Here is a 14467-nt window from a genome sequence, read left to right on the forward strand (position 1 = left end):
CTAGTGTGAAAATTCCAATAAAAAAAAATAAATTCCAAATTCCAATCTTTATATATATTGGAATTTGGAATTTTAATTTGTGTAGAATTTTGAAATTTTACAAATCAATTTTCTTTTTAAGGTATTCCAGCATTGGTTGTGTAATAGGTTTAGAAAGAAAATCTATTATTATAGGATATTTTTTTGCTTTAGCAAGATCTTCGGGGTCAATTGTTGAAGAGAGTACAATTACAGGAACGGTATTAAATTCTGTGTAATCCGGAGAGGTGAAATGGTCTAAAAATTCCCATCCTCCCATAATAGGCATGTTCAAATCTAAAAAAATTAATTCGGGTCTTTTCTTTGCTTTGTCGTTTGTGTATTTTAAGACATTGAAATGATGAAGAGCCTCTTCGCCGTTTTGAGCCGTAATAACTTCATGTGAAAATGAAGATTTTGAAATTACTTTTTTGCATAACATCAATGTGATTGGGTCATCATCGATGCATAAAATCTGCTCAAGCATAATAATTAATTTTTAAATGTTATTGTAAATGTGGTTCCTTTATTGACTTCGCTATCAATCGAGATTGTTCCTCCCATTGTTTCTACCTGTGATTTTACAAGATATAATCCTAGACCTTTGCTGTCAGGGTAATTATGAAATCTTTGATATAATCCAAATATTTTGTCGCGATTTCTCTCTAAATCAATTCCGATTCCGTTGTCTTTAAAAGTCAAGATTGTTCTTTGTTCTATTTGTTCTGCCGTTATGGAAATCTTTAACTTTCTGTTTTCCGATTTGTATTTTATAGAATTGGTAAGCAAGTTTAATAAAATGCTTTCTATGTAAGCTTTGTTTGTAATAAGTTCTGGGACTTTGTCAAACTTAAGTTTAATTATAGGCTTGTGTAATTCAATTTGAAATGAAAGTTGGCTGAATACATTCTCAAAAACTTCTTTTAAGGAAACTTCTTCTTTTTGCATCGAAGGATTGTCCTTAATGATAATAACCTTTACTAAATCGTTGATGGTTTCGTTAAGTAAATGTGTCGATTTTGTAAATCCAGCTACTATTTCTTGAAGTTCTTCATTTTCTATCGGAATGTCTTCCATTAAATTTAATAACCCAATTAAGTTTGAAAGTGGTGCTCTAAGATTATGCGATGTAATATAAGAGAACTGTTTTAAGTCCTTATTGTTTTGAGTTAACTCTCGAATAAGATGTTCTTTTTCTGTTTCAAGTTTTTTCTCATCTGTAATATCTCTCTGTATCGAAATCCAGTGAGAAATTAGTCCTTCGTTACTAAAAATTGGAATCATAGAAAAGCGTACCCAATATTCTTCTTTGCTTTTTGTATAACTAATAGTTTCAATCAGGCATTCTTCTTCATTTTTTATGGCACTTAAGAGTTTTTTTAATTCATCAGAATCTGATTTTGGTCCTTTAAAAATGTTTGGCGATTTCCCGATTATTTCATTTGACTGGTAGCCAGACATTTGGGAAAATGCAGGATTTACGTAAACTATTTTAGGTATTTTTCTTTCAGAAGAATTAGCCTCAGTAATTAATATAGAATCTTTAGATTGTGTAATTACGGTTTCTAAAAGTTTTAATCGCTGTTCTTCTTCTTTTTGTTTGGTAATATCTTGAATGGCTCCAATCATTCTTATGGCTCTGCCATTTTCGTCCTTTAATAAAAAACCTCTGTCCAAGACATATTTGTAAGATCCGTCTGCACATCTAAAACGATATTGATCCTGCCATTTTTCGGTTTTTTGTTCTATAAAAGAATATAATTTTATTGACATTCGGATACTGTCTTCTGGGTGAATTTTGTCGAACCACCATTTAGAAGTTTTGCCTACTTCTTTTGGATCGTAGCCAAAAACACCTTCAATTCCTTTGTTCCAATTAATACTGTCCTCTTGAATTTTCCAGTCCCAAATCGTATCGCTTGTTGCTTTTGCTACAATGTCATATTTCTCATTTGATTCTTTTATTTCTTCATTGGTTTTGTTTAACTTTTCAAAGATGGTTATATTTCTTTTTTCGTTTTTTGAAAGTATAAAACTGAAAACCAATACTGTGATTAGAATAAATACAATGTCTTTTATTAAAGATAAATATGGATATTCTGAAGAAGAAAAGTAGGTTGTGAGTAATTTATGACATATGACCGCCATAATTATCGAGATGATTGTATAAATAAGAGTAATTTGGAGAGTTTTACTTTTCATCACCTCAAATATAGTTAATTTAACCATAACTAAACGTATGTTAATATCATTTTGAGGTCGATATTTTCATGATTTATATTAACTAATTGATTGTATATACGCAAACTATGGTAGAAACATTTTTTTTTAAAAAATAAAGTGTACCTTTGCGCCCATTAAAAATCACAGATGGAATCTATTAGAAACATTGCAATTATTGCCCACGTCGATCACGGTAAAACAACTTTGGTTGATAAAATTATGTATCACTGTCAGTTATTTCGTGAGAACGAAAACACAGGTGATTTAATCTTAGATAATAATGATTTAGAGCGTGAGAGAGGTATTACAATTACTTCTAAAAACGTATCGGTTCAATATAAAGGAACAAAAATCAATATTATCGACACTCCTGGCCACGCCGATTTTGGAGGTGAAGTAGAACGTGTATTGAACATGGCCGATGGTGTATGTTTGCTAGTTGATGCTTTCGAAGGTCCAATGCCTCAAACTCGTTTCGTTTTACAAAAAGCGATCGATTTAGGATTAAAACCATGCGTGGTTATCAACAAAGTAGATAAAGAAAACTGTACTCCTGAAGAAGTTCATGAAAAAGTTTTTGATCTAATGTTTGAATTAGGTGCTACTGAAGAGCAGTTAGATTTCCCAGCTGTTTACGGTTCTGCTAAAAACAACTGGATGTCTGATGATTGGAAAAATCAAACAGAAAACATTGAACCATTATTAGACATGGTTATTGCTAATGTTCCAGCTCCTAAAGTTTCTGAAGGAACTCCACAAATGTTAATCACATCTTTAGATTTCTCTTCATTTACAGGTCGTATCGCTATCGGACGTCTTGAAAGAGGTACTTTAAAAGAAGGTATGCCAATTTCTTTGGTAAAAAGAGATGGAAAAATCATCAAATCTAGAATTAAAGAATTACACACTTTTGAAGGTTTAGGCCGTAGAAAAGTAGAAGAAGTTGTTGCTGGTGATATTTGTGCTGTTGTAGGTATCGAAGGTTTTGAAATTGGTGATACTATCGCTGATTTTGAAAATCCAGAAGCTTTACAGACAATTGCTATCGACGAGCCAACAATGAGTATGTTGTTTACAATTAACGATTCTCCTTTCTTTGGTAAAGAAGGTAAATTTGTCACTTCTAGACATATTCGTGAAAGATTAACAAAAGAGCTTGAGAAAAACTTAGCGATGAAAGTTGGAGAAACTGATTCTGCTGATAAATTCATGGTTTTTGGTCGTGGTGTACTTCACTTATCTGTTCTTATCGAAACAATGAGAAGAGAAGGATATGAGCTTCAAATTGGTCAGCCACAAGTTATCATCAAAGAAGTTGATGGTGTGAAATGTGAGCCAATTGAGGAATTAACTATCGATTTACCAGAAAACCTTTCAGGTAGAGCGGTTGAATTCGTTACTATCCGTAAAGGTGAAATGCTTTCTATGGAAGGTAAAGGTGAGCGTATGATCATTAAATTCAACATTCCATCTCGTGGAATTATCGGTTTAAGAAATCAATTGCTTACTGCTACTGCTGGTGAAGCTATTATGGCGCACCGTTTCATTGGATACGAACCATACAAAGGAGAAATTCCTGGACGTAACAACGGTTCATTAATCTCTATGGAAAACGGAAAAGCAATTCCTTACTCTATCGATAAATTACAAGATCGTGGTAAATTCTTCGTTGATCCAAACGAGGACATCTATGAAGGTCAGGTAATTGGAGAAAACACTCGTAGCGACGATATGACTGTTAACGTTACTAAAACGAAAAAACTTTCTAACGTACGTTCTTCTGGAGCTGATGATAAAGCTAGAATTATTCCAGCTATCAAATTCTCTTTAGAGGAAGCTTTAGAGTATATCCAAAAAGATGAGTATGTTGAAGTTACTCCAAAATCTTTACGTTTAAGAAAGATTTACTTAAGTGAAACGGATAGAAAAAGATATAAAATCTAATTCGATTTAAATTTTAATATAAAAAATCCCAAATTCCAATTAAGGAGTTTGGGATTCTTTTTTATGTTAAATTAAAATTGTTTAAAAAACTGAATTTTTGATCAAGTATTGGAATTTGGAATTTCAGAGTTTGAAATGTATAAAAGTTATCTTTTTAAAGAAAAGTGTCCTTTAACATTTTTACCATTAACAAAAAGAAGCGTAAACCAATAATCGTCTGAAGGCATTTCTCTTCCGTTGAACATTCCGTTCCAGCCTGAGCCATTCTGATTCATTTGTTTTAATAATTTTCCGTAACGATCAAAAATTGAGATTGTATAATCGGGCATTTGATCAATGTTTTTGATTACCCATAAATCATTGAACCCGTCTCCGTTTGGAGTAAAGAAACGCGGATAGTCTAAAACATATATGGTAAAAGAATTAGATATACCACAACCATTTTTGTCTTTAGCGATTGCAGTATAAACTCCTGGGGTTACTTGTGTAAAAGTTGGGGCATCTTGAAAAGCGATTCCATCAAGAGAAAATTCATAATTTCCAACACCTGTATATAGAATTTTTACAGAATTATCTATTCCAGAGAAGTCCTTTACATCTGCTCCTGTAATTGTTGCCGGTTCAGATAAAATTATTTTGAAGTTTTTAGTTTTTTTACATCCATTTACATCGGTTACGGTTACGGAGTAATCTCCAGGACTCGTAACAAGCATTGAGTTTGTTGAACCTCCGCTATTCGTCCAAGCATAACTGCTAAAACCTGTAGCGACAGATATTGTTATTTGATCTCCTTTACAAAGATATTGCGTCTCATCTTCAAAATTTGGTGGATCAAAAGTGTGTACAATCAATTCGATTGAAGTTATATCATAACAATCTGAACCGTTTGCGGCACGCGCATAAATAGTCTGGCTATTTGGCGTAGTATTTTTAAAAATATTCGGTAGCTGATTTGTCTCTGTAATAGCATCAAAAGAAGTCAGAAAGTAATTAACTATCAGTTCAGATGGCAAACCTGTTAAAATTTGAGGAGTTACTTCTTGTTCTAAATTAAATTGATAAAGTCCATCTTGTATTTCATCTTCGTCACATTTAGCAATTGGCGATTGATCTGGAATTACAGTATTAGAAACATTTAGAGTAACTTGAGCTATTGCACTACAACCAAAAGTATTCTCAATCCTTGCAAAAACAATTTGATTTGGAGCTTTATTGGTATAACGCTGCGGATTTAAAATTGGATTTGTTTTGGCCTGTGCATCGTCCAAAATTTCATAATATCCTTGATTGGTAATCTGCGTATTATTATTTTTTACAATATTGGCAACTTTAGTCAGATCAAAAATGGTGATACCGTCTGTATTATCATCACATTGCAATAAAGAAGTATTGGTTGATTGAATTTGAGGTGAAAATTCAACTGTAATTTCTCCAATTGATGTACATGTTGTACTGCCCAAAGTTGCTTGTACTTTATATGTTCCTGTTGCGGAAACGGCATAAGATGGAGATGTAGCACCTGGAATTAGGACATAATTGTTTGAAGCGTCTTTTTTGAACCATTCAAACGTATGAGTTGTTGAACTTAAATTGGTATCTAAAACATAATTTTCTCCAAAGCAAACAGGATTGTTATTAGCCACAGTTCTATCTTCGCCAAAATTTATTTTCGTTACAAAACTGCCTGCTTCTATAAAAACGGCAGAGTTGTATTGTCTTGTGGCATCATCTGCAATAACCAGTTTTAAATGGTATTTTTTATTTGGAATGACATCTGTATATGCATTCATTACTACTGTTTGACCAGCATAATTAATAGGGCTTGCGGATGTATTATAACCATTAAAGTAGTTTTCATTAACGGCTTCACAGCCAATTAAAGGAATTCCGTTACTGTTATTTACAGTATTAATTTTTGGATGAACCGTTGTTGCAGAAACTGCAGTTGTAGAATTAGGTAAAACTGCGAGATTTTTGTAAGCTTCACTGGGATTGTCTGCGTCTTTAATTAAGAAGGCAAATCCATCGGAATAGATGCAAGGAAAATTAAGTTGATATTCATTCGAGGCAAAAATATAATTAAAGCTAATCGAATTAGTTAATGCTATAAAATCAAATTCTATAAATGTTGCTTGTGTGCTGTTATTAATTCCTAAAGCTTGATTAAGATCAGGGTCACCATTCCAGCCTGGCACTTGGGTGCCCTTTGATTCTTGCTGATTATAAGGACCTTCTGCTTTTTTGCTTGGTGAAGTGCTTAAAACTATTCCGCTTGAAAAAGGAAAATTTGCACCTGCCATAAAAGAGCCATAACTCTGCTGATTTGGGGTTGGATTTCCTAATGAATTTACACTTTCAGTATCAATGCAAGAACTCTTAATTAAAACATTCTGAATTAAATCTGCTGCTGTTACGTTAGAATCTACAGTAATACTCTGTGCGCTGATCTTATTATAAAAACAGCACAAAATGAAAAGTGGTATTAAAATTCTTGGAAGACTCATAGTAACAAATATACTACAAATCTCTATTTTTTAATAATTTGTAAGAAAAATATATAAATGTAAAAGTCCAAGCTAAAACGATTAATACAGCAAAATAATCAACACTAAAATCAGCATCTGTTTCAATTCCCATTTGTGTGCCAATGTTTTTTACGACAGACAATCTTGGACCTGGATTAGCAATTAAATTCGACATTGATTCCAAAGGGAAAAACTGCGTGATTTTTTTATCAGTATCACTATCTGGAAAAATTTTAAATGCTAAAGTGCCTCTCACAATTGCCTCAATTATGTTCCAAACCAAAAGAAAGCCCAATGCAAAAGCAGAACGTTTTACTAAAATTCCTAAAAATAAGCAGAATGAAAAGAAACCAGTCAATTTTACAAAAAAAGCCAAAAGGTAATCTAAGTCGCTAAAAATAATACTAAACTCTGTGTAAGAAGAAAAGCATAATCCTAAAGCCAAACTCATTACAAAGACAAAAACGGTAGACGCAAAAGCAAATAAAACTACAGTTAAGAATTTTGATAAAATAAATTCTTTTTTGCTTAGACCGTCAATCAAGTTTTGTTTTAAAGTTCCGTAGCTATATTCATTCGCCATCATTGAAACAATTACAATGGCAAGAAAGAATTTTAGCCATGCTGCAACATAAGTGTTAAAATGCCAGATAAACGGAAAATTAAAGATTCCCATTTCGGCTAAATGAAATTTGAAAGGCCCTATATCAAACTTAATTACTGCGATTAAGGCTATAAAAGAAAGTAATATAAAATAAGTTAAAGTTAATATACGGCTGGCTTTGTTCATCCAGATTTTTTGTAATTCTATAGAGAGAAGTCTTTTCATGGTTTAGTTTTTTTGGGCGATCGCGTTTTTGGTTAATTCTAAAAATTGTGCTTCTAAACTGTTTTTGCGTTTTACTAAATGACTTAAAACAATATTTTTAGAAAACAAAAATTGATTTAAATCTGAAGCCGATAAATCAGATTTTAGGTAAACTAAAACTCTCCCGTCTTCTTCAGAAATTCTATCTACGGCAGGATGTTCTTGCAAAGCCGATTTTAAAACAAAATTATCATTTGACTGCACTTCAAAGAAACCTTCATTTGAAGACATTCCATCAACTGAACCTGAGTATAAAACTTCGCCTTTTCTTAAAACAATGACCTGCGAGCATACTTTTTCTACTTCATCCAATAAATGTGAAGCAAGTAGAATAGTAGTTCCTTGCGAAGCAATTTTTTTTATAATATCACGAATTTGATGAATTCCTTGCGGATCTAATCCGTTGGTTGGTTCATCTAAAATTAAAATTTCCGGATCGTTTAAAAGTGCTGATGCAATTGCCAGACGCTGTTTCATTCCTAATGAAAATGTACTGAACTTACTATCTTTTCTTTCAATCAAACCTACTAATTCCAATTTTTCATTGACTTTAGAATAGTTGATGTTTTTGATTTTGCAAACCAATTTCAGGTTTTGCTCGGCTGTCATGTATGGATAAAAATTTGGCCTTTCTATAATAGCGCCCACTTTTTTCAATGCGTCATGAGTTTCCACATTACCATCAAACCAGCGATAACTGCCAGACGATTTATTAACAACATTCAATACAATTCCTAATGTAGTCGATTTTCCGCTGCCGTTTGGCCCTAGAATGCCATAAACACGACCTTTTTGTATTTGAAAAGATACATTTTTCAAAGCCTGAATTCGGCCGTATCTTTTACTTAAATTCTCGATGGTTAATATGGTTTCCAAATTTTTCTGGTTTTAGTTTTTAGTATGACGAGCCAAGTTGATTTTTGTTACTTTAAATTCTGACTTTAAATCGTATTCACGTAAATTTGTAATAAAGATATTCAAAATGAGCGAGCCTTTAATGGTTTTAAAAAAACCGTCTTACCCTTTAACACAGCCACTTTTAAGTTATTTAGAGCGATACGAACGTATTTCTAAAGTTTCTGTGTTTTATGATGACTTGCTTCGTTTTTCAGGTTCTATAAATGTTTACGACAAACACGATACAGATACACTTTGGATCAGAGTTTATTATGGAGAATTTGAACGTAACGAAATTGATTTAAATCTGAAGAAAATTTATTCGCTTCTGCATTCTGATGGAAATAGTGAAATTATTCAATATCTAAATGTCGATGCAATTGATTATTGTACGTTCGGAAATTCGAAACCTTTTAGAATTAAGGTTCGAAATATTCTAAATGACAACTATGTTCATTTTTATATCAAAAAAGCAGATGCTTCCCGTATTTATGGATTAGAATTGGAAGATATTCTATCGCCAGATAAAATCAACTTTCTAGTTTATAAAGATACTCTGATAGAGGAACATATTATAGGAATTCCAGGCGATGTTTTTATGGATACGTTGCTGGATAAATGCAGTGAAATGGAAAAGGCTCAAATTGCCAAAGAATTCGTCAAGTTTAACGAACGCTGTATGATTCGTCTTTTGGGGGATATGCGTGCCTATAATTATGTAATTGTCCCAATTCACGATTTTGATCAAGTGGTTTATAAAATTCGTCCAATCGATTTTGATCAGCAATGTTATGAGGGAAATTTTAAAGTATATCGCCCTCAGTTCTTCAAGGAAAATTTCCCGATGATTCAATTAATTAAAGAGAAATTAGAAGAGCGTTCTATTATTCAGTATAAAGATGAAGAAAGAGCAATTTTAGCAAAACGTATTCATTCTGCTGAAACGAGAATCAAAAAACTGCTGAATATTATGTGCCACGATACCATTTCAACGCAGGAGCATTTACTGCAATTAAAAATGGAATTATACCGTTATACAAACGATATGAAATTCAAAAACGCAAAATCGATGGGACATATCATGCATGCTGCATTTGAATTTATTACACGTAATTTTAAAAATACTAACTTAGTTTAAAGTTTTAGCCACTCCCGATAGTTATCGGGATTCACAGATTAAAAAGATTTTGGAATTATTATAATCCTTTTAATCTGTGGCAAAATAAAAAAAATATTATGAAAAAATCTTTTTTAGTAGTTGTTTCTATAGTCTTACTAGCTTGCCAGAAGCAATCAGGTTCTGATTTAAAAGAGCTTTATTCCCTTCCAAAGAAATTAAAGGAAGTTTCTGGAATTACCTATTTTCCTGAAACCAACATTCTTTATACCTTAGAAGATAGTGGAAATAAAAATGCTCTTTATGCTATCAATTCTAAAGGGAAATTGGCCAAAACCGTTACGATTTCAAATGCTACAAATGTAGATTGGGAAGATATTACAAAAGATAAATCTGGAAATATTTACATTGGTGATTTTGGAAATAATGATAACGAAAGAAGAGATTTGTGTATTTATAAAGTCGCAAAAAATCAATTGAATAATGATGTGGCTAAAGCCGAATATAAAATTTCATATTCATACCCAGAGCAAACAGAATTTCCTCCAAAGAAAAAAGAAATGTTCTATGATGTTGAAGGTTTCTTTGAACTGAACGGCTATTTCTATCTATTTACAAAAAACAGAAGCAAAGGTTTTGACGGCACAGCTTTTATTTACAAAATAAAAAATGCTGCTGGAACTCAAAAAGCAGTAAAGATTGGAGAATTTAAAACCTGCAACAATTATAATCATTGCGTTCTTACAAGTGCAACCATCAGCCCTGACGGAAAAAAAGTTGCTTTATTAAGTCATGACAAAGTGCTTTTATTTAAGGGTTTTAAAGGAGATTTATTCCATAAAGGAACTCAAACCGAAATAAACCTGAATCACTTCTCACAAAAAGAAGCTATAGTTTTTAAAGATAACAACACCTTACTTATAGCCGACGAAAAAACAAACAAAATAGGAGGAAAGGTTTATGAGTTTCTTCTAAGTCGCTAAGGTTTTAAGGTACTGAGGTGCTAAGAAAAGATTAGCCACGAATTCGCGAATTTTAATTAAATTATTCGTGAATTCGTGGCTGTTTTTTTAACTCAGAGTAGAAAACCTTAGCATCTCAGTACCTTAGCACCTTTTTTAAAAACTATATGCTGCCCCAAAAATCACTCTTCCAATTTCGTCAGGAGATTTAAAGTATGAGATTCTAGCTGTAATAACATTTATGGCATTCAGCCAGAGTCCGCCACCATAATCTTGGTGCCATTTTCTTGATTCTTCGCCATCAAGCCAAACTCTTCCGTAGTCGAAACCGCCTAAAATTCCGTATGTAAAAGGAACAATCGTTTTACGTATTTTCCCGATACTTAAACGCAAATCAGAGCTTTGAGAGAAATACGAACTTCCTAAGAAACGCTCATTTCTATAACCGCGTAAATCGGTGTCACCACCAAGAGAAGCACCTTGATAAAACTCATAATTATTGTTGAAAATAGCTTTTCCTTTTACGTAAGTGGCTAATATCAATTTTCCGTTATGATCAATTTTATGAGTGAAACCTAAGAAGCTTTCCAGGGTAGGGAAATTTTTCTTTGTGTCATCTAAATTAGTTGTCCAAGTTGCTGCAATCATAAATGCCATTCCTAAAGTTGGTTTTGCGGCAAAATCTGAATTTTTAAACTGATATTTTACTTTTAAACTTCCGTAATTCTGACTGTCAAATACATCTGGATTTACAATTCCAGGAATATTTATGTATCTGTTTTCGGTATCTTCAACTGTCATTCTCTGGAAAATTGGCTGAACGCTAAACTCACTTCCATATCTTCCAACATGACGAATGGCTCCCGAAGCATTAAATTTTCTAATGCGGACACGATTGTAATCCATTCCTAAATTATCATCATATTGCGATTCATTTCCATAACCAAAATAATTCATGGCAAAGTTTGGAGTCGTATATAATGATTCCACATCAATAACCCATTTGCCTAATAACCCAGGGAAATGTGCAGCATAATTAAACTCTAAACCGCCAGTAGCAAAGTAGTAGAAAGCATTAAAAATATGTCTTTGCGTATACGGATTTTGCTTGAAATTATTAACGGTATAATTTACATTAACTCCCATTTTTACTCCATCATCTGGATTGTATCCAATGTTTGGAAGACCAGAAACTACATTATACTTTGGTCTTTCATAATTGTAGGCATTAACTTCGTAGTCGTCTGTAAGTTGTGTTTGAGTTTTAGAATCGAGATTATACGTGTTTTCTTTTGATTTGAAATCGTAAACAATAACCTTTCTTCCGTTTTCAATGTTATAAGTATCATTATTTTGGCCTCCAATCAAACGAATTTTGATACTAGATTTTTGATCTCCTTTTACCTCAAAAACATCATTATCGTCTAGTCCGTAAATCCAAAGATTTTTGGTTTTGTCGTCGGTTACGTTTTTGGTATAAAGCAATTCATCACCTTCTTTTTTGATTCTGAAAACCTGTATTTCAATGCCTTTCTTTACATTATGATTTAAAACAAACTTATCTTTTTTGTCAGTTCCCGCAATCATAACAGTTTTATCTAACACATCAGAATATTCACGAGCATATTTCTGAAGATCTTTTTTTCTGCTTTTTAGTTTTGTTTTAATTTCATCTACCGTTTCGTCCTGAACTTCTTTAGGCATATTTTTGAAAGCTAGATCGATATCTGCATCAGTCAAGTTTTCTTGAATGTATTTGGCTTGTTCAACCCAGTCTTTTTCTCCAGCAGTTTTTAGAAATGCCAAATCCATTGGGTACGGTTCTCTTCCAAGCCATTTAACATTGATTCTGTCTCCTTTAAAAGTTCGCATGTGACGAAGAGGTGGCATATTCATTAAAAGTGAAAGCAAAGCGCCATCGTATTTTACAAAAGCCTGATCGCGATCTCTCGGAATCGGTCTGTAAATCACCTTTCCATCTTCTTTATATTCAGCCCAACGCCATTGATCGCTGTGTCGGTCCCAATCACCTAAAAGGATATCAAATAAACGCGCTTTAATATATTCCTTTTCGTCAACAGTATATTTTTCATCTTTATGAAGGTTCAGCATCATATCATCAGTTCCGATAATATTGCTTGGTTTTCCAAAATTCTTGCCATCAAGATGATTGTCGGCTGGTCTTTCTTCAACCATATATAATTGGTCACCAAAACTTGCATTAAATTCGCCTAAACCATTTTGTTTCGGAATATAATATAAAATAGGATTCGTATGTCTAAGTCCAATTTGATCAGACATGCTTCCGATAGCAAAAGAAGAATAAGGATGAGAAGTGGTATAAAAATCAAATAAGAAATCTTCGGCGTATGTTTTTTCAAATTCATTTACCACATATTGATCTTTAAAAGCTACTGACTGTAAAAATACGGTTGCACTTTTTTTCATTGCACGCATGATGTATTCACGTCCTTGAGGATCAGACATTCTTAAGGAAACAGATTGATGTCCTCCGCCTTCGCGAATTGGTTTCAATCCGCCTTTTAAAGTGTCGACTGTTGCTGTTGTAGCTTCAATTGGCATACTGTAATACTTTCTATAATGCTGACCAAATAAAAACCTGTGAAATGCACCTTTTTGAGTCATTTTTGGAGAATAAATCGAAGTGGTCACAGTTGCAGGAAACTTGTTCGGAATATCTGAAGCCCAGTTGATTTCTTTGGCTTTTATTATTTCGCGTTCAAAAAGCAGTTTTTCTTTGCCATTTTCATTTCCATAAAAAGAAACTTTTGCATCTCCGCTTTTAAACATCGTTAGTGTTGCATAACCATTTCCGCCATACGAAAAATCATACGGACTAATAGCTCTTGCAGCTTCCGATTTTGACCCTGCGCCACTAATAATCTGCTGAATATTTTCTTTACTGATATATTGAAGGTTATGATCATGACCCGAAACTACAATTACATTTTTCTGCTTCTGCAAAAGGGTCTTAATTCTTTTTGCGTAAATTGTATATTGTTTGTTTTGAATGTCCTGCGGACTTACACCAGAAGTTTTTCGCAATAAATTAATAAATGAACCAATTACCGGAAGCGGAATTTTTTGCTCCAAAGGAAATAACTGTTTTTCTAATGAAAATTGTCCACCATGTGTTCCGTTGCTTAATAGCGGATGATGAATCGCCAAGACAACTGTCTTTTCTTGGTTTTTATTTAAAAGTCCTTCTAACTCTTCAAAAAAAGCTTCTCTAGTTTTGATTTCGCAATTGTCATTTATTGTCGGGTGATCGTTCCAATCTTCTAGAAACCACTCACTATCAACAGCTATCAAAGTTGTAACGCTATCAATTTTTACATTTTCAATAGGACAGGATTTTCTCGGAAGAAATGCTTTTTTATCGTTTAAATATTTCGTTACAAAATCGGCCTGACGTTCCAAGCCTTTAATGCCGTTATACCAATCATGATTTCCAGGAATTACAACTGTTTTTCCTTTAAAACCTTTAGTTAATTTTAATTGATTGGTGAGTTTAGTTTCTGCCAAAGCTTTGTCTTCAGGATGTTTATCACTAGGAAAGCCTTTTGGATAAATATTATCACCCAAGAATAGCAGTGTCGATTTTTTGCTCGCTTTTTTAAGTTTTTGATGTAAAAGCTCCAGTGTTTGCTGCGCCTGTTCTTCATCGGCATTTCCAGCATCTCCAACAAGAAAAAAGGTGTGTGCAATTTTTATAGTATCTGTCGCGTTTTCTGTTTCGTTGGCACTTACACTTTTTCCATATTGCGGTTTGCGGGTCGCGCAGGAATAAACAATGAAGAGTGACACTATTGCTATTAAAAAGTTTTTAATCTTGGCAATAAAATGATTATCCAAAAACAATTTCATAATTTAGTGGTATAAAAATATTCTT

The 14467-nt window shown here is 33.0% G+C and carries 9 protein-coding genes; 3 read left to right on the forward strand and 6 right to left on the reverse strand.

Annotation, left to right across the window (positions count from 1 at the left end; genetic code table 11):
- Nucleotides 1-97: 97 nt before the first annotated feature.
- Nucleotides 98-505: a response regulator gene (locus AC5ZCW_RS07005; protein WP_281633575.1), complete on the reverse strand. Its 408-nt coding sequence runs from the start codon at nt 503-505 to the stop codon at nt 98-100.
- Between the two features lie 5 nt (nt 506-510).
- Nucleotides 511-2166 carry a PAS domain-containing sensor histidine kinase gene (locus AC5ZCW_RS07010; RefSeq protein WP_496118746.1) on the reverse strand — a complete coding sequence of 552 codons (1656 nt, stop codon included), beginning with the start codon at nt 2164-2166 and terminating at the stop codon, nt 511-513.
- A 222-nt stretch (nt 2167-2388) separates the two neighbouring features.
- Here AC5ZCW_RS07010 and typA point away from each other — a divergent pair, with 222 nt between their 5' ends.
- Nucleotides 2389-4185, forward strand: coding sequence for a translational GTPase TypA (gene typA / locus AC5ZCW_RS07015; RefSeq protein ID WP_111378311.1), 1797 nt, complete (start codon nt 2389-2391; stop codon nt 4183-4185).
- 146 nt (nt 4186-4331) lie between these two features.
- Here typA and AC5ZCW_RS07020 read toward each other — a convergent pair whose 3' ends face one another.
- The 3 genes from AC5ZCW_RS07020 to AC5ZCW_RS07030 are packed head-to-tail and all read right to left on the reverse strand — an operon-like array spanning nt 4332 to nt 8454.
- Nucleotides 4332-6689, reverse strand: a complete 2358-nt coding sequence (locus AC5ZCW_RS07020) for a T9SS type B sorting domain-containing protein (RefSeq protein ID WP_496118748.1) — start codon at nt 6687-6689, stop codon at nt 4332-4334.
- A 13-nt stretch (nt 6690-6702) separates the two neighbouring features.
- Entirely contained in the window at nt 6703-7539 is an 837-nt protein-coding gene (locus AC5ZCW_RS07025; RefSeq protein WP_343541316.1) for an ABC transporter permease, read from the reverse strand.
- Nucleotides 7540-7542: 3 nt separating this feature from the next.
- The gene (locus AC5ZCW_RS07030) at nt 7543-8454 is read right to left on the reverse strand and encodes an ABC transporter ATP-binding protein (protein WP_343541318.1); all 912 of its coding nucleotides are present in this window, start codon (nt 8452-8454) and stop codon (nt 7543-7545) included.
- Nucleotides 8455-8560: 106 nt separating this feature from the next.
- Here AC5ZCW_RS07030 and AC5ZCW_RS07035 point away from each other — a divergent pair, with 106 nt between their 5' ends.
- Both AC5ZCW_RS07035 and AC5ZCW_RS07040 read left to right on the forward strand, forming a co-directional pair.
- Complete coding sequence (locus AC5ZCW_RS07035) at nt 8561-9613, forward strand: hypothetical protein (RefSeq protein WP_496118751.1); 1053 nt, start codon at nt 8561-8563, stop codon at nt 9611-9613.
- Between the two features lie 98 nt (nt 9614-9711).
- Nucleotides 9712-10575, forward strand: coding sequence for a hypothetical protein (locus AC5ZCW_RS07040; RefSeq protein WP_496118753.1), 864 nt, complete (start codon nt 9712-9714; stop codon nt 10573-10575).
- A gap of 135 nt (nt 10576-10710) precedes the next feature.
- Here the strand turns inward: AC5ZCW_RS07040 and AC5ZCW_RS07045 are convergent, their stop codons facing one another.
- Nucleotides 10711-14442: a metallophosphoesterase gene (locus tag AC5ZCW_RS07045; protein WP_496118755.1), complete on the reverse strand. Its 3732-nt coding sequence runs from the start codon at nt 14440-14442 to the stop codon at nt 10711-10713.
- Nucleotides 14443-14467 lie beyond the last annotated feature (25 nt).

The organism is Flavobacterium sp. PLA-DH12 (assembly GCF_059511845.1).